Here is a 19,438-nt window from a genome sequence, read left to right on the forward strand (position 1 = left end):
CGCATCGAGTCGCGCATGCCCCGTCGCCGGCTCCGCATGCTCGCTGTCCTCACCGTCGCTTCCCTCGCCCTGCATCAAGGAGTCGCCCTCGCGCAGCCGGCCCCTCCGCCGGCGCGACCGGGCCAGCTGCCTCAAGGGCGGCCCGGCCAGCAGGCCCCCGCGGGCGCCGCCGCGCCCCCCCCGGCCGCCGCCCCGGCGCCGGCGGGGGCGCCCACGGTGACGCCGCAGCGCATCGAGGTGAACGACCCCGCGCTCGCGCCCGTCCCGCCGGCGGCGCGCACGCTCGCGAGCTGGAACGAGGCGCGCGCGATCATCGAGCAGCGGTCGGTCGATCTCGTCGTCGCCGTGCAGGAGGTCGCCCGCGCCGAGGGGAGCGCGCGGCGGGCGCTCGCCCAGGCGCTGCCGAACCTCGACGCGAGCGGCGAGCTGAGCCGCCTCCTGGCGCCAGGGGGCGCGGACGCGCCGACGCGGGCAGCGGCGTCGCTCACGCTCCGGCAGCCCATCCTCGCGCCGCGCGCCTGGTACGGCATCGGCACCGCCGACCTCGCGGTCGAGGTCGCCAAGCTGAGCCTCGAGGACCGGCGCCGCTTCACGCTCGTCGCGGTCGCGGACGCCGTCGTCTCCATCGTCACGACCGAGCGGCTCAGCGAGGTCAACCGCGTCGGGCTGCGCAGCGCGCTCGAGCTGCTCGAGCTCACGCGGCGGCGGGAGCGCCTCGGCACCGGCACCAAGCTCGACGTCGTCCGCGCGGAGCAGGACGTCGCGCTCGCCCGCGCGACGCTCGTGTCCGGCGACGAGTCGCTGCGCAGGGCGCGCGAGGCGCTCGGGGCCGCGCTCGGCCTGAAGGGCGAGGTCGGCGTGCCGCAGGAGTTCTCGCTCAACGGGATCGCGACGGAGCTCGGGTCCCAGTGCACCCAGACGCGGACGGATCAGCGCGCCGACGTCCGCGCCGCGCGCGCCGAGCTGGAGCTCGCCGAGCGCGGCCTCACCGACGCGAAGCTCGCGTTCGCTCCGTATGCCGAGGTGTCGAGCACGCTGGGGGCCGAGACGTACTTCGGCGGCACCGCCCCCGTCGGCGGCGTCGGCGGCGTCGGCGGCGTCGGGGACGCCGGCGACGCCACGCGGTCCGGCTGGTCGTGGTCGATCCGCGCGGTGCTCACCGTGCCCATCTGGGACGGCGGGGCGCGCTACGGCGATCTCCGGATCAACCGGGCGGCCGTGGAGCAGCAGCGGGCCCGCCTCGGCGCGGTGGAGCGCTCGGCCGAGCTCGAGTCGACGCAGGCGGTCCGGAGCGTCGAGGTCGCCGAGCAGGCGCGCGCGGTCGCCGAGCAGTCGCGCGACCTCGCGCGCGAGACCGCGCGCCTCACGCAGGTCGCGTACGAGGCCGGCACCGTGACGAGCTTCGATCTCGTCGAGTCCAGCCGCAGGCAGCGCCAGGCCGAGATCGACCTCGCGGTGCGGGAGTTCGAGGTGGTGAAGGCGAAGATCTCGGCGCTGCTCGCGTCCGCCTCGTGCAAGTGACCGTTCGTGGCAATGACCGCGCGCGGAGAGGAATGAGGCGCATCGAGGTGACGCGCGCCGCGTCGCGCGCGTCACGAGCGCGGCGGACGATGCGGCGCGCCGCCCCGCGTGGGGGTTGTGCCGAGCGACCGCGCGAGTAGGCTACGCGCCCCATGGAGCGGCTCGAGAGCTACGTCGAAGGTCAGTGGATCGCCGGTCAGGGAGCGCCGCACCCGCTCGTCAACCCCGCGACCGAGGAGCCGCTCGCCGAGACCAGCACGGACGGGCTCGACCTCGCCGCCGCGGTGGCGTTCGCCCGGACGGTGGGCGGGCCCTCCCTGCGCGCGCTCACGTTCGCCGAGCGCGGCGAGCTGCTCCGCGCCATGTCGCGCGCCGCGCACGCGCACCGCGACGCGCTCATCGACGTCGCCATCCAGAACGGCGGCAACACCCGCAGCGACGCCAAGTTCGACGTCGACGGCGCGATCGGGACGCTCGCCTACTACGCCGACCTCGGCGCCCAGCTCGGCGACGCGCGGCTGCTCGCGGACGGCGAGGGCGCGCAGCTCGGGCGCTCGCCGCGGTTCTTCGGCCAGCACATCCTCGTGCCGCGCCCCGGCGTCGCGGTGCACATCAACGCCTTCAACTTCCCCGCCTGGGGGCTCGCGGAGAAGGCCGCCTGCGCGCTCCTCGCGGGCATGCCGGTCATCACGAAGCCCGCGACGAGCACGGCCCTCGTCGCGTTCCGGCTGATGAAGATCTTCACCGAGCGCGCCCCGCTGCCGCGCGGCGCCCTCTCCTTCGTCGCGGGCCCGCCGGGCGACCTCCTCGCGCACCTCGGCGGCGAGGACGTCCTCGCGTTCACCGGCTCGAGCGCCACCGGCGCGGCGCTCCGGCTCCTGCCGGGCCTCGCGCGGGAGAGCGTCCGCGTGAACGTGGAGGCCGACAGCCTGAACGGCGCGGTCCTCGGCCCCGACGTCGATCCCGGCTCCGAGACCTACGCGATGTTCCTCCGCGACGTCGTGCGCGACATGACCCAGAAGGCCGGCCAGAAGTGCACGGCGATCCGGCGCATCTTCGTCCCCGCCTCCGTCCTCGCCACGGTGCGCGGCGACCTCGTCGACCGCCTCCGCGACGCGCGCGTCGGCGATCCCGCGCAGGACGGCGTCACCGTCGGTCCGCTCACCACGGCCGATCAGCTCCGCGGCGTGCGCGCCGGCATCGAGCGGCTCGCGGCGGGGGCGGAGGTGGCGATCGGCGGCGACGGGCCGTTCGAGAGGATCGGCGTGCCCGAGGGAAAGGGGTACTTCGTGCCGCCGACGCTGCTCGTCGCGGGCGGCCCGGACGGCGCGCCCGCCGCGCACGAGCACGAGGTGTTCGGCCCGGTGGCGACGCTCTTCCCGTACGACGGCGGCGCGGCGCACGCCGTCGCCCTGCTGCGCCGGGGCCGCGGCAGCCTCGTCTGCTCGGTCTACAGCGACGACCGCGGCTTCGCGGCGGAGGTGCTGCTCGGCGTCGCGCCGTACCACGGCCGCGTCCTGCTCGGCAGCGAGCGGATCGCCGACCAGGCGCCCGGCCCCGGCACCGTCCTCCCGCAGACGATCCACGGCGGCCCGGGCCGCGCCGGCGGCGGCGAGGAGCTCGGCGGCCTGCGCGGGCTCCACCTCTACTCGCAGCGCACCGCGGTGCAGGGGTCGCGGCCGATCCTCGAGGCGATCCTCGGGACGAAGGGCGAGCCCCGGCACGCGCCCGCGCCCGCGAAGCCGTGACGCGCAAACGCCGGGGTAGCCCTTCTAGAAGGACGCAGAGGACCCTATGGTGAAGTCTCGCTCATGAGCGCGGGCCCGGAACTCATCGGCCGAACCATCGCGGGGCGCTTCCTCGTCACCGGGTTCATCGGCGAGGGCGCGATGGCGGCGGTCTACCGCGGCGTGCAGGACGGGGAGCCGCGCGACGTCGCCATCAAGATCATGCACCCGCAGCTCCTCGGCGACGAGACCTTCGTGACCCGCTTCTACCGCGAGGCGAAGGCGGCGTCGCGCCTCCACCACCCGAACACGGTGCAGATCCTCGACTCCGGGGTGGAAGGGCACCTGCCGTACATCGTGATGGAGCTCGTCTCGGGGCAGGACCTCTTCGAGCTCCTGCTCGCCGAGCGCCGCCTCTCGGAGGCCCGCGCCGCGCGGATCCTGATCGGCATCGCCGACGCGCTCGACGCCGCGCACGCGCGGGGCATCGTGCACCGCGACCTCAAGCCCGAGAACGTGATGATCCTGCGGGATCCGGCGGATCCGTCGGTCGAGCGCGTGAAGGTGCTCGACTTCGGCATCGCGAAGATGGTCGAGGGCGGCACGAGGGCCGGCGACGACGGGCCGAACAGCGCGCCGATCAGCGTCTGGGGCTCGGTCACCACCGTCGGCGTGGTCGTCGGCACGCCGGCGTACATGTCCCCGGAGCAGTGCCGGGGCGACGCCATCGACGGGCGCAGCGACGTGTACGCGTGCGGGATCCTGCTGTTCCTGCTCGTCACGGGCCGCCTCCCCTTCCCGCCCACGTCGGTCGTGTGGGAGGTGGCCATGGATCACATCCGCAAGCGGCCGCCCCCGCCGAGCCTGTTCCTGCCGCAGATCCACCCCGCGCTGGAGGCGATCATCCTCACGGCGCTCGCGAAGATGCCCGGCCAGCGCCAGCAGAGCGCGCGCGAGCTGCGCGAGGAGCTCGAGCGGCTCCTGCCCCACCTATCCGACGCGCTGCTCCCGGCCGCCATGGCGAGCGCGCTCGAGGACGCGCCGACCATGGAGTCGGCGGTGCCGGTGTCGATCCGGAGCACGATGACGGCCGCGCCGCCGCTGCGCGACGCCGACCCGCCGCCGCCGGCGCAGCGGGGCGAGATGCTGGCGAAGGCCATGTTCCGCGAGGGCGCGCTCACGGAGGGGCCGGCGTCGAGCGCGATCTCGTCGCGCGCCGCGGCGCTGCCGGCCGCCGGCGCCCTGCGGCACGACCCGCTCGCCGGGCCGACGTCCGAGGATCTCTCGCGCACGCTCCCGCAGGCGCGGCTCAGCAGCCCGTCGAGCGATCCGCCGTCGAGCGACCTCGTGATCCACGATCGCAAGGACTTCGCGCCGCTCTTCTCCGGCGCGGGCGCCCGCGCGCCGTCCCCCGGGCAAGAGGCGCCGCGCGGCGCCGGGCCGACCGGCGCCGCGCTGCCGCCGCGGCCTCCGTCGCGTCCCGCGGCCGAGCAGATCATCGAGATCACGCCGTCTCCGGTCCGTCGGGATCGCCGGCCGCCCCAGCGCCAGACCGATCTGTGGCTGGTCCGGCTGGTGGTGCCGCTGGCGCTCGTGATCGGGCTGGCGCTCGGGGTCCTCGCGTTCTTCCTGACCCGCTGACGCAGCGCCTCCGCGCCGCTGACGCAGCGCGACCGCGAGCCCGGTCGCGCTCAGCGCCGGTCGGGCCGCGAGCCCGGCCGCGCTCAGGCGCCGGCCGGCGGCGCCTCGGGCGCCTCGAACGCCGCCCGGAGCGCCTCCGCGCGCAGCTCGATCGCCGCCGAGGCCGCCGGCGGCACGGGCGCCTCCGCCTCGGCCGACAGCGCCATGGCGAAGGCGTCGATCGCAGCCTCGACCACGCCCTCGATCGAGCGCGCCGCGAGCTCGTCGGGGGCGTCGTGCACCGCCACCATGCCCATCAGGACCGCGCGCACGTGGGCCGCCGCCCGCGGCGACGGCGCGGCGGCGCTCGCCTCCTCGACGCCGCCCGCGGCGCGCGCCCCCGGCTCCACGCCCGCGCGGGCCGCCCGCGCGATCTCCGCCGAGAGCGGCCAGCTCAGCCGCGTGACGAGCCGCTCCTGCACGTAGGCGCGGACGCCGGCGTCCGCGCGCTTGCGCTCCTCGGGCAGCGCCGCGATCGGCCGCAGGTCGGCCGCGAGCTCCCGCCGCGCGGGCTCGAGCGCCTTGTCGATCGCCGCGGCGATCGTGCGCCGGTCGCGGCGCAGGTACGCCGCGCTCGCGCGGAGCCGATCGGCCTCGGCGCGCGCCCGCCGCCCGGCCTCGCGGTCCTCCGCGGCGCGCGCCGCGGCCGCCTGCGCGAGCTCGGCCGCGATGCGGCCCGCCTTGCGCCGGAGCGCGCGCTCGCGCAGCGCGTCGCTCGCGTCGACGATCTGCTCGGCGAAGAGCGCCTCGACCTCGGCCCACCCCGAGGCCGCGAGCGCCGCCTCGTCGCCGAGCCGCCCCTTCAGCGAGAGCCGCGCCGAGAACGCGATCGGCGGCGTGAGCGAGGTGATGGCGCTCGCCGCGAGGCTGTCGCGCACGTGCGCGAGCACCGTCTCCAGCGCGTCGGGCTTGAGCCGGTCGGCCTTGTTCGCGAGGATCTGCACGGGCACGCCGAGCGCGCTGATCTCGGAGAGCACCCGCCGCTCCGACTCCTTCATCGCCTGGGGCGCGTCGAGCAGCCAGATGGCGACGTGGGCCTCGTCGAACGCGCGCCGCGCCTCCGCGATGTGGTCCGGGTCCGGCGCGTTGAAGCCGGGCGTGTCGAGGATCTCGACGCGCTTGAGCCGCTCGATCGGCGCGTAGATGAAGACCCGCGCGACCTTCGCCCCGTCCGCGGCGAGCGCGCGCAGCGTCTCCTTGAGCGCCGCGTGCGGCACGACGCGGTCCTGGCCGCCGCGCACGACGATGCGCGCGAACGGATCGGGCGCCCAGGCGACCCAGTGGAGCGTCGCGGTCGTCGGCAGGACGCCGGTCGGCGCCACGTCCTCGCCGAGCAGCGCGTTCAGGAACGTGCTCTTGCCGGCGTTGAACTCGCCGACCACGGCGGCGCGCAGCGGGCGCTCCCGCTCCACCGCGAGGGCCTCGGTCGCCGCGAGCAGGTCGAGCCGGTCGAGCAGCTTGGCCGTCCGCGCGAGCTCGCGCAGCACGTCCCCCCACGCGGCCATCCGCGGCGCGGCGGGGATCCAGGCGCGCGCGATCGCGCGGCGCATGTCGTCGGCCCAGGCCGCGCCCTCGCCGGCCACCGCGTCGAGCGCGTCGAGCGCCTCGCTCCCCTGCCCCTCGGACGCCCTCCTGGCGGCGTCGCGCAGCCGGACCAGGTCGGGCGGGAGCGGCGGCGCCGCGCCGCCGCGCAGGTCCACGCCCGCCGCCCGCGCCGCGAGCGCGTCGAGCGCCCCGAGGTCGCGGGTCTCGACGGCCATGCGGAGCAGCGCCGCCGCGGCCGCGCGATCGCCGGCGGAGAGCCCGCGCGCGAGCGCCTGCCGCGCGTCGTCCCGCCGCCCCTCGGCGAAGGCGAACGCGGCGGCCCAGGTCGGCTCGTCGAGCGCGCCCGCGGCGCGGACCACGCGGCGCACGCGATCGACGACGAGCACGTCGCGGGAGGCGGCGACGAGCGACGCGCAGAGCTCCGCCGCGCCGGGGACGTCGAGCACGAGCGCCCGCAGCCCGAGGTCGAGCGCCCGCGCCACGTCGGCGGGCGGCAGCGCCGCGGCGGAGGCGCCCGTCGCGGCGCCCGCCTCGGCGAGCGCGAGCCGGGCGAGCACGAGGGCGGCGCGCCCCTCGATGGCGGTGGGCTCGCCCAGGATCGCCGCGGCGGCGCGCGCGCCGTCGAGGTCGCCGTGGGCGAGCGCGCACTCGGCGCGGCGCAGGGCGACGTCGCGGTCGGGCGCGGTCGAGAGCGGCGCCGGGATGCGGTCGAGCCAGCGCTGCGCCCGGGCCGGGTCGCCGGCGGCGAGGTCGAGATCGCAGAGGTCGAGCAGCGCGAGCCGCGCCGCGTCGCGCTCCTCGGGCGCCGCGGTGGCGCGCTCGAGCGCGTCGCGCGCGCCGTCCCAGCCGACGCGCTGCCCCGCGCGCCCGAGGCGGAGCCACACGTCGGCGCGCCAGGGCACGCGCTTCGCGAGGTCGGCGAGCGCGGTGACGACCTCCTGATCGAGCCACGCGTCCTCGGCGGCGTCGGCCCAGAGCGCGAGCCCGACGGCCGAGTCGGGCAGGACGGAGAGGATGGTGCGGGCGTGCTCGCGGGCCTCGAGCGGCATCCCCTTCGCGAGCGCGGCCTCGGCGGCGCTGCGCTCGTTCTCGAGGCCGAGCGCGAGGATCTCGACCCGCCCGAAGAATCGATTCAGCGCCTCGACGAGCCTCGCCATGGGCGGGATGAAAGCCCCGGGAGAGGGCGGTCGTCCAAGAAAAAACGAAGGCGGGGGCGGCCGTCGCTCGGCGGGGGATCGAGCCGGAGGAGGGGTGCCCGGTGAGCCGGAGGGAGCGAGGTGCGCTCTGGACAACCCCGCAGCGGAGCTGCTCGGGTGACGGCGGCGCTGCGCGTTGGCCCCGGCCGGGTGATCCGCGTCCGATGCACGGCGACGACGGGCGGGCGAGCCGCGACAAAAGGTACGCCGACCCCACACGCTTGGGGTACTACGAAGGTGCCGCGGATCGTACCGCGGAGCTCGGTAGCGACCGTCATGCCAGGTAACCGGATCACTGAGATTCACGTGAAGGGGCTGCGCGCCCTCGCCGATGTGCGGCTCCGGCTTGACGGGCTCACGGTCCTCATCGGCGATAACGGCAGCGGCAAGAGCAGCCTGATCGAGGCGTGCGAGCTGCTGCAGCGCGCGGCCAGCGAGAGCTTCGCCGAGGACGTGATCAGGATTCACGGCGGCGTCGGGAGCTTGCTCCGCGCCGGCGCCGAGCACCTGGAGCTCGGCCTGGTTATCGCGCTGGAAGGTGGCTTCCATGAAAGGTTCGAGTACTCCTTCGCGCTCGACAGGAGCGGAGTCATCCTGCGCGAGCTCCTCGAGTGGGTCCGCGGTGAGCTCGATGACGGCGATGCGGTCATAGAACAACGTGTCGGCATCATCTCGCGCGAGGGGGGGCTCTACAGGAGTAGCTCGTTCAGGTTTTTGATAGATGAGAAAGACGTTCCTCCCGTAGAAAGGACCATCGATCCGAAGCGGCTAGCGCTCTCTTCGTTCGGGGAGTTCCCACCTCATTGGCTCATGCGTGAGGCGCTGGCCGCGCTCCGCGGCATCGACGTCCACCTGCCGTTCGACACCACCGCGCGCTGGGTGCAGCGCTCGCGCGGTCAGCCGTCACCCCTGCGCGGCGCCGCTACCGTAGAGCCGGCGGAGGCGCTCTCGCGCTTCGGGACCAACCTCCCCAACGCCTGGAGCGCTCTCAAGAACGATTTCTCCGACGCACACTGGCGGGAGACGATGGATTACGTCCGTCTGGGCCTCGGGCCCGATGTCGAGTCCGTCAACGTGCGCGCCGATCCGGGCGGCGGTTCGATCGCCCTGCGGCTCAAGTACGCCGGCCTCGACGAGCAGATCCCCTCGTTCGCGATCTCGGACGGCACGCTCGCGTACCTCGCGTTCGTGGCCCTCTACCGGCTCAACACCAAGAAGAGCCTCATGGCCTTCGACGAGCCCGAGACGCACCTGCACCCCGAGCTGCTCCAGCGCGTGCTCGGGTTCTTCGAGGCCATGGCGAAGGAGCGGCCCGTGCTGCTCGCGACGCACTCCGATCGGCTGCTCGACGGCCTGTCCGACCCTGCCCGCTCGGTCGTCCTTTGTGAGCTCGACGAGCGCCGCGCGACGACGCTCGTCCGTCCCGACTCGGACGCCCTGCGAGACTGGCTCACGGAGTACCGTGGGCTCGGCGACGTACGTGGGGCCGGCCACGCCGCCTCCATCCTGACGCGGCGGGAGGGCGAGTGACCCCGCTCGCCGTGATCCTGTACGAAGATCAGCGAGGTCCGGAGAAGGAGTTCGGTCTCCACAACCTCCTCGTCGCGTGTGTCGCCGACGATGCCGGAGAAGACCGATTCGCGCTTCGAAGACAGCTCGACGGCCGGCCGATGAAGGGCGTGCAGAACCTGCTCCGGAGCTGCCGTAGAGACATCCGCCGGTTGAGCTCGAAGGGCCAGCAGGTCTTTGCGCTCGTCGACAATGACGCCATACGTCACCAGCTCAAGCACGAGGGCGTCACGGAGAGCGCGGATGACGCCGCCGTGGTACGCGCGATCAAGGACAAGTGCGACGCTCCGGAGAGGCTTCACGTGTTCCTGCTGAAGGAGAACACGGAGACGGTCATCGAAGCCGCCGAGCATTGCGACAAGGACCTCGCGCGATCGCTCGTGACGCAGGCGCTCCAGAAGGACGTCAACGCCCGGGACGCGATCTTCAACAGGATCGCGTGGCAATCGGACCGCGCCGTGCGCGACTGCATCCGACAGCGCGTGAAGGCGATCCTCGAGATCGTGAAGGCGGTCGCCACGCTCGTGCGCGCAAGCCACGGCGGCATCTGAGCGCGGGCCGGCGTCGTTGAAGGAACCGCAGAGCACACGGCGCGCCTGCGCGCGCTCCATGCCGCGCCGCCCGCGAGGACCCCGGCTGGCGCCTCGGACGCCGACAGCTCGCGCGATGGTGCGCGCTTGTTTGTTAGACTGACTAAGTGACGGACATCCCCACAGGGCGCGTCGACGCGCTGGTCGTGACCGCGCTGCAGGACGAGCTCGAGGCGGTGCTCTCGCTCGGCGAGGCCGGCCGGGACGGCTGGCGGGAGGCGCGGGATCCGGCGGGCTTTCCGTACTACGTCCGCGAGCTCCCGAACGACCGTGGAGCGTCGCTCCGCGTCGCCGCCGCGTGGTCCGGGCGGATGGGCGAGAGCGCCGCGGCGGCGAGGGCGCAGGGGCTCATCGACGAGCTCGATCCGGGGTGCCTCGCGATGTGCGGCATCTGCGCCGGCCGGCGCGGCGAGGTGTCGCTCGGCGACGTCATCGTCGCGGATCGGGTCTACAGCTACGACGAGGGCAAGCGCGTCGCCGCGCCCGGCGGGGGCGGCGACGGCGCGTTCTTCCACGACATCGAGACGTACAACCTCGAGCGGACGTGGAACATGGACGCCGCGCTCTTCGCGCGCGAGTTCGAGCGCCAGACGCCGCTCGCGGCCGCGCGCCCGCCGTCGAGGGCGTCGCAGGCGTGGTGGCTCCGGCACGCGCTCTACGCGAGCCGGGTCGAGGGGGGGCCGCCGCCCGTCGCGCGGCCGGAGCGCGCCGAGCGGTGCCCGGGCTGGACCGAGCGCGTCGGCGAGCTGGAGGCTGCGGGCGTGCTCCGCATCGGCGACGGCGGCCTCGAGCTCACCGAGGCGGGCATGGCGCAGGTCCGCCGGGAGCGCCTCGTCTACCCGGACGGCCCGCCCGAGGCCCGGCCGTTCCGCGTGCACATCGGCCCGATCGCCACGGGCAAGGCGGTGCAGGAGGACGCCGGGCTGTTCGAGCGCCTGAGGTCGATCGGCCGGAAGGTGCTCGGCGTCGAGATGGAGGCCGCGGCGATCGGCTATGTCGCGGAGCGCCTCGGGCGGCGGTCGATCATCGCGAAGGCGGTCTCGGATCACGGCGACCACGACAAGGACGACGGCTTCCGCGCGTTCGCGTGCCGCGCGTCGGCGGAGTTCCTCTTCGCGTTCCTGCGGCGCACCCTGGAGCCCGCGCGCGCCGAGCGCGCCGAGGACGCCGGGCGAGGCCGCCGGCTGCGCCGCTTCTCGCCGCGCGCGGGGGGCGGCCACGCCGAGCACCACGACGACATCCTCTTGCCGGGCGAAGGGCGCAGCGACGACTTCCTCTCGCGGGTCGAGCGCGTGTGCAGGCTCCGCGAGCCCGAGGGCGTGAAGATCGAGTGGTTCGACGCGCCCCTCCCCTTCGGCGTCTACCTGCGCGTCTCGGTCAACGAGGGCGGCATCGTCCGCATCGCGCCGCTCGCGGCGCTCGAGAGCGGCATCTCGACCGAGGCGGTCTCCGCGTTCCTGGAGAGCATCGACGCCTCGTACCGGCGCGAGGATCCCGGCCTCGTGTCCACGCTCGTCTACGGCGGCGAGCCCGCGCCGGAGGAGCTCGTCCGGTACGCGAGCGCGCGGCGCGTGCGCCTCGTGCGGTTCCTCGAGTACCAGGGGCTCATCGACTTCCGCGGCTACCTCGCGTGGCAGAACGCGAAGCTCGAGCGGGATCCCACGTATCCGCCGGCGCTCTACGTCGACCAGCGCATCGCGCTCACGGTGGGCCAGGAGGAGGTGCTGCGCGAGCGCGCGCTCGACGCGTTCGCCGAGCTGCTCGACGCGGAGCACAGCCGGTTCGTCCTGGTGCTCGGCGATTTCGGCACGGGCAAGACGTTCCTCCTGCACGAGCTCGCGCGGCGCATGGGCAAGGCGGGCGGCCCGCTGACGCCGGTGCTCATCGAGATGCGGGCGCTCGAGAAGGCGCGCGACCTGAACGCGCTCATCGCGCAGCACCTCGCGCTCGCGGGGCTCGGCAAGATCGACCTGCCCGCGTTCCGGCACATGCTCGCCGAGGGGCGGATCGCGCTGCTGTTCGACGGCTTCGACGAGCTCGCGTTCCGCGTGACGTACGACCGCGCGGTCGAGCATTTCGACACGCTGATCCAGGCGGCGCAGGGCAAGGCGGCGAAGGTGGTGGTCACGAGCCGGAGCCAGCACTTCATCTCGGAGCAGCAGGTGCGGTCGGCGCTCGCGGAGCGGGCCGCGCTCTTGCCCGGGTACCGGCTCGCGCGCCTCCTGCCGTTCACCGGCGCGCAGATCCGCAGGTTCCTCGTCAACCGGCTCGGCGGCGACGAGGCGGCCGACGAGCGCATGCGGCAGCTCGCGGACGTGAAGGATCTGCTCGGCCTGTCGGCGAACCCGCGGATGCTGGGGTTCATCGCCGAGATCGAGGAGGCGCAGCTCCGCCAGGCGATGGCGGGCGACGGGGAGATCACGTCGGCGGGGCTGTACCAGCTGCTCCTGGATCGGTGGCTCGTCTGGGAGTACGAGCGGGCGCACCCGAGGGGCGCGCAGCCCGGGCTGTCGGTGGCGCAGCGGTGGCGGGCGGTGACCGAGCTCGCGACGCGGCTGTGGCAGCGGACGGAGCAGAGCGTGAGCATCCGCGAGCTGCCGGCGGAGCTCATCGCGGCCCTGCAGGCGCTCGGGCGGCACGAGCTCGATGTGGACGTGACGCGTCACCAGATCGGTTCGGGGACGCTGCTCGTGTGGGACGACCAGGAGAACTTCCGGTTCATCCACCAGTCGGTGCTCGAGTGGCTCGTGGCGCGGGAGGCGGCCGAGGAGGTGCAGCGCGCCGGCGAGGCGGCGGCGCTCGCGCAGCGGGAGGTGAGCGACCTGATGGCCGATTTCTTCGGGGCGCTCGCGGGCCGCGAGGCGGCGGCGCGGTGGGCGCGGCGGGCGCTCGGCGGCGCGTTCGGGGCCGTGGCCGCAGCGAACGCGCTGCGGATCGACGGGCGGATGGGGCTCGGGGTGAGCGAGCGGATGAGCCTCGCGGGCGCGGATCTGCGGGGGCAGGACCTCTCGGGGAAGGACCTCAGCGGGTGCGACCTGCGGGGCGCGGATCTACGGGAGGCGAAGCTCGTGGGGGCCAACCTGAGCGGGGCGCTGCTGGCGGGGGCGCAGCTCGACGGGGCGGACCTCTCGGGGGCGGCGCTCTCGGGGGCGGATCTGACCGGGGCGACGGCGGTGCGGGCGCGGATGGTGGGCGCGGATCTGACGGGGGCGAGGCTCGCGTCGGTGAGGCTGCGGGGGGCGAAGCTGGTGAGGGCGCGGGGCGCCGTCTTTGAAGAGTGCGACACGTTCGGCGCTGCGCTGCCCCTGACGACGCAGCTCGTGCCGAGCTGGATCGGCGCTGACGGACGTGATGCCCTGGCGATCAGCCCCGACGGGGCGTTGCTCGCTTCCGGCCATGGCAACGAGCTTTCGCTGTGGGATATGGCGACGGGCAGCGCGCTGCGCGTCTTGAGCGGCCATTCCGACCTGGTGAAGAGCATCGCCTTCAGCCCTGATGGGAGCTCTCTCGCCTCCGCGTCGGCGGACTGCACGGTCCGGCTCTGGGACGTGGCGACGGGCAACCTGCTCTGTGCGTTGAGGGGGCACTCGCGCTGCGTGACGAGCGTGGTGTTCAGTCCGGATGGGATGACCCTGGCCTCCGGCTCCCTCGACGGCACCGTCCGGCTCTGGCAGGTCGCCACGTGCCATGAGATCGGCGTGATTCAAGGCCATGCGCATGGGGTGACCGCCGTCGCCTTCGCTCCCGGAGGCGACAAGCTGGCCTCGGGATCTCATGATGAGACCGTGCGACTCTGGCAGGTGCCTTCGGGCCATGTGCTGAGCGTGCTGGAGGGCCACGCACAGTCGGTGACGAGCCTGGCGTTCAGTCCCGACGGGGCGCTGCTGGCCTCCGGCGCGCGCGATCGCACGGTCCGACTATGGCAGGTGTCGTCGGGGGACACGGCGCGTCTGCTGGATGTCGAATCCGCTGCGGTGACGAGCGTGGTATTCAGCCCCGACGGCGGCACGCTGGCCATCGGCGCGCTCGACGGCAAGGTACGGCTCTGGAATGTGGCGACGGGGGACGTGCCGTGCGTGCTCGAGGGTCACTCCGACGGGGTGACGAGCGTAGCGTTCAGCCCCGACGGCGGCACACTGATATCCGGCTCCCATGACAAGACGGTACGGCTCTGGCAGCCTGCTTCAGGGAATGCGCAGCGCGTGTTGAGGGGTCGATCGCAGCGCCTCCGGGGGATGGCGATGAGCCCCGACGGCGCCCTGATCGCCTCGAGCACCTCGGGCGGCCTCCTCCAGCTCTGGCACCTGCCGTCAGGAAACGCGCTGCGCACGCTGCAAGGACAACGTTCCAGCCTGATGGACCTCGCCTTCAGCCCGGATGGTGCGACGCTGGCCGCTGGGCAGAACGACGCGATCGTCCGGCTCTGGCAGGTGGGCACCGGCGAGGTCGTGCAGGAGCTCCACGGCCACGCAAACCACGTGACCAGCGTAGCGTTCAGTCCAGACGGCGCGACGCTCGCCACCGGCTCGTACGACAACACCGTGCGCCTCTGGTCGACGACGACCGGCGCCCAGCTGAGCGTGCTTCGAGCTCACACGGGCTGTATTCGCAGCGTGGCCTTCAGCCCTGATGGCACGATGCTGGCTTCTGGCTCCGTCGATCGAACCATTCGGCTCTGGCCGATAGCTGGCAAGCACGGGGCGCGGCTGCTCAAGGGGCGCGGCGACCGGGTCGAGAGCGTGGCCTTCAGCCCCGACGGCGTAAGGTTGGCGTCTGGCGAATCCGACGGCCGCGTCCTCCTGTGGAACGCGCAGGTAGGCGTTCTGACCGACCGCTTGCCAGGTCATTCCGGCCTGGTCACGAGCGTGGCGTTCAGCCCCGATGGCGCTTTGCTCGCATCGAGCTCCTACGACACCAGCGTTCGCCTCTGGGATGTGGCGACCTGCGAGGTCGTGCGCGTGCTGCGGGGGCACTCCGGTCTGGTGATGAGCGTGGCGTTCTGGTCCGGTGGCGCGACGCTCGTCACGAGCTCCACCGACGGCACCCTCCGCCTCTGGGACGTGCGCACCGGCGCTTGTCTCGCCGTGCTCCTCAGTCTTCCTGATGGCTGGGTCGCCTTCCGACCCGACGGCCGCTACAAGCTGGGCGGCGACGTCGCGGGTGGCTTCTGGCACGCCGCGAACCTCTGCCGCTTCGAGCCGGGCGAGCTCGACGCGATCATCCCCGGCCTGCGCATCCCGGACGACGAGCCGCTGCTCCCCGAGCGTCCTTCGCTTCGCGCGGATTGAGCGCGGGGTGGTCGAGAGATCGGCCGCTCCCGGCGCTCGCGGCCAATCCCGATCGAGCCACGTACGCCGCCCGGCTTGCTCGGCGACGAGAGGCATCGCCTGCTGGCCGGCCGCAGCCGCGGTCGTGTTCGCGCGGCGCGCCCCGGGTGAGGTAAGCTCCGTGCCACCTGGGACCCTCCAGATGAGCCTCGCCCGGAAGCTGGAGCGCCCCGCGACGCGAGCGGACCTCGAAACGCTGCCCGACACGATGCGCGGTGAGATCATCGACGGCGACCTCTACGCCTTTCCTCGCCCGCGCGCGCCGCATGGAAGCCTCGAGACCAGCATCGCCGCCGACCTCCACGGCCCCTTCCAGAAGCGGCGCAACGGTCCCGGAGGCTGGTGGATCCTCATCGAGCCCGGCGTCGAGCTCCCTCGCGCTCCGGAGATCTCGCCGGACGTCGCGGGGTGGCGGCGCGAGCGGCTGCCTCGCCTGCCCGTGAAGGAGCCCATCCTTGTCGTGCCGGACTGGGTCTGCGAGATCCTGTCTCCCCTGACGCGCGCTTACGATCTCATCATCAAGCGACGCTTCTATGCCGAGATCGGCGTGAACCACCTCTGGTACGTGGATCCCGAGGCGAGATCGCTCGCGGTCAGCCGCCTCGTCGACGGCAGGTGGCTCGAGCTCGGCGTCCACGGCCCGACGGAGCGGGTGCGCGCCGAGCCCTTCGAAGAGGTGGAGATCGGTCCCTCCGTCTGGTGGGAAGATCTGGAGCTCGAAAACGACTGAGCGCCTAGGTCTTCCCGTCGGCCACCTCGATCACGATCCCCCCGAACCGCGCCTCGTCCGCGCGGCACATCACGCCACGGACGACGCAGGCGTGGCTGTCCCGCGGCTCGCCGGTGTCGGCGTAGCGCGCCCCGAAGCCGCCGCAGGTATCGAGGTTGAAGAACTCGAGCGGCCGCCCGCCCTCGTCGGTGGCCTCGTGCAGGCAGATCCCGCACACCGCGCGCGGGTAGCGCGGCCGCGGCTCCACCGGATCGCCGCAGGTCGGGCAGCGGTGCGTCCCGTCCGGCATCCCGCTCCCGTCGGCGGTCACGAGCCTCGCGCCGCGCTGTCCCGCGGCGTACCGGTACAGGCCGCTCACCCCGACGATGCTGGCGCGGTCCTCGCTCGCGACCGCGAACAGGCCGGCGCCTGCGCGGACGAGCCCCTCGATCGCCGCCGCGAAGCCGGGCCGCTCGCCGGTCTCCTCCCCGCGGTCCTCGTGCCAGGCCGCGATCTCGACGCCCTCCCGCCTGGCCCACGCCTCGATCGCCGCGCGCTGCTCCGCGGCCGAGGCGCACGCGGCGTCCGTGGAGACGCGGACGTAGGCCACGGCGCGCTCGGGGCTGCCGCGCTTGAACCGACGCGCTGTCATCCAGGAGAAGCAACCGCAGACAGCGCTCGCTGTCCAGCGCGCCGTGGTCGCGCGTGGCGCGCCGCCCGCCCGGGTTACTCTCGAGGCCGATGCTGCTCCCGCCGAAAGCGACCGGCCTCGCCGCCCCCACCGGCGTCGCGCGGCCCTGGCCCTCCGTGCTGGCGACGTGGGGCCCGGGCGAGCGGAGCACGCTCCACGCCCACCACTGCTGTCACCTCGTGCTGGCGCTCGACGGGGAGCTCCAGGTCAGGACGGCCGACAAGGGCCCGTTCCAGCCGGGAGGCGCCGTCGTCACGGCCCCGGACGTGGCGCACGAGATCGACGCGTCGGGCGCGCGCGTGCTCCTCGTGTTCATCGAGCCGGAGAGCGACGTCGGCGACGCGCTCGCCCAGGCGCTCGGGGCGTCGACGATCGAGGTCGTGGGCCGCGAGGCGACGGATCGGCTGCGGTCGCGCGTCGCCGCGTCCGGCCAGGCCGACGTCGCGGCGGCGCTGCCTGGCGTGCTCGAGGCGCTGGGGATCGCGGCCCCGCCGGCATCGCCGAGGCCGAGGCACCCCGGGGTCCGGCGGGTGCTGCGCCACCTGCGGGCGGACGCCGGGGGCGCGGACACCTCGCTCGAAGCGCTCGCCCGCGTCGCGCGCCTCTCGCCCGGGCGGTTCATGCACGCCTTCACGGAGAGCGTCGGCGTGCCGCTCCGTCCCTATCTCCTGTGGCTCAAGGTCGAGCGCGCCGGAGCGGCGATGGCCGGCGGCGCGACGCTCGCGGAGGCCGCGAGCGCCGCCGGCTTCGCGGACGCGGCGCACATGACCCGGACCTTCCGCCGCATGTTCGGGGTGAGCCCCTCGGACCTGAGACGACGTAGCCAGTTGGTTCAAGACCGGTGAAGGGCGGATGCCCATCGTGAGGGCATGGCACCTCTGCTCGTCCTCTCGATCTCGTTCGCGTTGCTGCTCATCCTCGGTCGACTCGGCGTCCGACACCTCGCGAGCTGGGTGACGTGCTTGCGGTACGCGCTCGCGGCGATGTTCCTGCTCACCGCGTCGGCCCACTGGGGGAGCCGGCGCGCCGAGCTCGTGGCCATGGTGCCGCCGGCCCTGCCCTACCCCGAGCTCCTCGTGACCGTCACGGGGGTCCTCGAGATCGCCGGCGCGGCGGCGCTCCTCGTGCCGAGGCTCGCGCCGTGGGCGGCCGCGGGGCTGACGATCCTGCTCGTGGCGATGTTCCCTGCCAACGTGCACGCCGCGCGCGCGGGGCTCACCCTCGGCGGCAGCCCGGTGACGCCGCTCGTGCCGCGGACGCTGATCCAGATCGTGTTCCTCGCCGCGACGCTCGCCGTGGCGATCGGCAGCCGTGGGCCGAAGCGAACGTAGGAGCGGGTCGCCGCGCTGCCGGAACGGCCTGCCCGCCGGATGGGACGCGGCCCTCCAAGCCCAACCACGGGTTGCCCGTCGGCCAGGAGACAAATTTGTAAGCCAGATTGCGCATCCACCGCCAAACGGGACACAGCATTGAGAGCGCAGCAGCGCTGCGCGGGCCGCTGCGGCCGGAGGACGCAGGTCGCGCCTCCTGCGACGGGGCCGCGGCGCGGGCACGATTTCGCCGGTGCTCGCGGTGCGCGGATAGTGCGGTCGGATTGAACAGGTCGCCGGCGCTGTGGCACGGTCGCCGGCTGGACAAACCGCGCTCATACGGAGGGAGACCCATGGGCGGAAACAAGGACAGGAAGTCTGGCGCGAAGGACGCGAAGGCCGGCAAGCGGGATGGCGCGAAGGCCGTGAAAGCCAGCAAGAAGGACGCGAAGGCCGGCAAGAAGGAGGCTCGGAGCGCGCGCAAGCGGGATCGCGCGGGCGTGGATCCGGCGGCGCTCATCGCAGAGGCCCGCGCGGACGCGTTCACCGACGAGGCCCCTGAGCGCGCCTTCGCGCACTTCCGGCCGCTCGCCGAGCGCGTCCCGGCGGCGGATCTGCCCGTCTTCACCGGCCAGCCGCTGCTCATGCGCGCGAACGTCAGGGCCGCGCTCGACGCGCTCGATCCGCACCTGCCCGCCGCCGTGAGCGCGCTGCGCGAGCCCAGGCTCAAGGAGGTCTTCGAGCTGCCGGCCCTGGTCATGGCGCTCGACTTCAGCGCGGCGCGCGTGCCGGTCGCGACGCTCAGCGCGGGCGACATCGACAGGATGCTGGCCGAAGGCGCGCCGTGGCGCGAGCTGATGCTGACCTACCTCGAGGTGGCGTCGCACCCGCTGCTCGGCCTCCTGCCGCGCGAGCGCGTCGCGGCCGTGCGCGCGGGCTCGGGCAAGCTCGACAAGGCGCGCGACTTCGTCGCCCTCCCGGGGCTGTTCGCGGAGTTCTCCGGCGCGCTCGCCGGAAAGCACCCGTTCCCGGCCGACAAGCTCGACCTGCTCGCCACGCTGGGCGGCGCGCTGGTGCAGCAGGTGCGCCCAGGCAACGCCGTCGCCGCGGTGCCGAAGCGCACCGGAGAGTCGATCCTGCGCGACCAGCTCGCGGCGCTCGTCGCCGAGCGCTACGACCACCTCCAGGTGCTCGCGGCCGTGGCGCTCGGCAAGCGCAGGGCCGACGAGCTCTTGCCCGCGCTGCGCGCGGCGGTCGCGCTCGGCAGCAACGGGGCGGCCGAGGATGCGCCGGAGAGCGCGCCGGCGGAGGCGCCGGGAGGCGCGCCGGCCGAGATGACGGACGGATGACCGGGTAAGCGATGGGGAGGGGGCGCCGCGCGCTGCGCCGCCTCCCCGTCTTCAGCAGGCCCTGCGGCGGCCTGAGAACGTCGTCTGTTAGACTGGTGCCGTGGCGGCAGACCTCATCGACTTCGGCATCGAGCGCAGCCGCCACGAGCACTTCTTCGGTCGAGAGGACGTGCTCGCGGCCATCGATCGCCACCTCGACGGCACGGGGGCGTCGGGCCGCTGGG

12 protein-coding genes are annotated in these 19,438 nt (G+C 74.1%); 10 read left to right on the forward strand and 2 right to left on the reverse strand.

All coding sequences use genetic code 11. The features are described 5' to 3' along the window. Positions 1-15 precede the first annotated feature (15 nt). The 3 genes from WMF26_RS21645 (at position 16) to WMF26_RS21655 (ending at position 4,889) form a co-directional block, all read left to right on the forward strand. Positions 16-1,521 (forward strand): TolC family protein, encoded by a 1,506-nt coding sequence (locus WMF26_RS21645; RefSeq protein WP_438001879.1) that lies wholly within the window; start codon positions 16-18, stop codon positions 1,519-1,521. 152 nt (positions 1,522-1,673) lie between these two features. Beyond that, on the forward strand, positions 1,674-3,269 hold the full coding sequence (locus WMF26_RS21650) for a 3,4-dehydroadipyl-CoA semialdehyde dehydrogenase (protein ID WP_438001880.1): 1,596 nt from the start codon (positions 1,674-1,676) through the stop codon (positions 3,267-3,269). Positions 3,270-3,332: 63 nt separating this feature from the next. Then, a complete protein-coding gene (locus WMF26_RS21655; RefSeq protein ID WP_438001881.1) occupies positions 3,333-4,889 on the forward strand; it encodes a protein kinase domain-containing protein in 1,557 nt (518 codons plus the stop codon). Between the two features lie 83 nt (positions 4,890-4,972). On the opposite strand, the gene WMF26_RS21660 is transcribed toward WMF26_RS21655, so the two are convergent. After that, positions 4,973-7,630 (reverse strand): dynamin family protein, encoded by a 2,658-nt coding sequence (locus WMF26_RS21660; protein ID WP_438001882.1) that lies wholly within the window; start codon positions 7,628-7,630, stop codon positions 4,973-4,975. A 156-nt stretch (positions 7,631-7,786) separates the two neighbouring features. Between WMF26_RS21660 and WMF26_RS21665 the strand changes: the two genes are divergently transcribed. From WMF26_RS21665 to WMF26_RS21680, 4 genes are all read left to right on the forward strand, one after another. After that, positions 7,787-9,199 (forward strand): AAA family ATPase, encoded by a 1,413-nt coding sequence (locus WMF26_RS21665; protein ID WP_438001883.1) that lies wholly within the window; start codon positions 7,787-7,789, stop codon positions 9,197-9,199. After that, on the forward strand, positions 9,196-9,789 hold the full coding sequence (locus WMF26_RS21670) for a hypothetical protein (protein ID WP_438001884.1): 594 nt from the start codon (positions 9,196-9,198) through the stop codon (positions 9,787-9,789). The genes WMF26_RS21665 and WMF26_RS21670 overlap by 4 nt, the downstream gene beginning before the upstream one ends. 146 nt (positions 9,790-9,935) lie before the next feature. After that, entirely contained in the window at positions 9,936-15,116 is a 5,181-nt protein-coding gene (locus WMF26_RS21675) for a pentapeptide repeat-containing protein (protein ID WP_438001885.1), read from the forward strand. Positions 15,117-15,297: 181 nt separating this feature from the next. Then, the gene (locus tag WMF26_RS21680) at positions 15,298-15,885 is read left to right on the forward strand and encodes a Uma2 family endonuclease (protein ID WP_438002434.1); all 588 of its coding nucleotides are present in this window, start codon (positions 15,298-15,300) and stop codon (positions 15,883-15,885) included. Between the two features lie 4 nt (positions 15,886-15,889). Here WMF26_RS21680 and WMF26_RS21685 read toward each other — a convergent pair whose 3' ends face one another. Then, a complete protein-coding gene (locus WMF26_RS21685; protein ID WP_438001886.1) occupies positions 15,890-16,516 on the reverse strand; it encodes a recombinase family protein in 627 nt (208 codons plus the stop codon). Positions 16,517-16,605: 89 nt separating this feature from the next. Between WMF26_RS21685 and WMF26_RS21690 the strand changes: the two genes are divergently transcribed. The 3 genes from WMF26_RS21690 (at position 16,606) to WMF26_RS21700 (ending at position 19,214) form a co-directional block, all read left to right on the forward strand. Further along, positions 16,606-17,400 (forward strand): helix-turn-helix domain-containing protein, encoded by a 795-nt coding sequence (locus WMF26_RS21690; protein ID WP_438001887.1) that lies wholly within the window; start codon positions 16,606-16,608, stop codon positions 17,398-17,400. A 24-nt stretch (positions 17,401-17,424) separates the two neighbouring features. Beyond that, positions 17,425-17,886: a DoxX family protein gene (locus tag WMF26_RS21695; RefSeq protein WP_438001888.1), complete on the forward strand. Its 462-nt coding sequence runs from the start codon at positions 17,425-17,427 to the stop codon at positions 17,884-17,886. A gap of 332 nt (positions 17,887-18,218) precedes the next feature. Then, positions 18,219-19,214, forward strand: a complete 996-nt coding sequence (locus WMF26_RS21700; RefSeq protein WP_438001889.1) for a hypothetical protein — start codon at positions 18,219-18,221, stop codon at positions 19,212-19,214. Positions 19,215-19,438: the final 224 nt, after the last annotated feature.

This window comes from Sorangium sp. So ce185, assembly GCF_051526825.1.
Lineage (GTDB): Bacteria > Myxococcota_A > Polyangia > Polyangiales > Polyangiaceae > Sorangium > Sorangium cellulosum_D.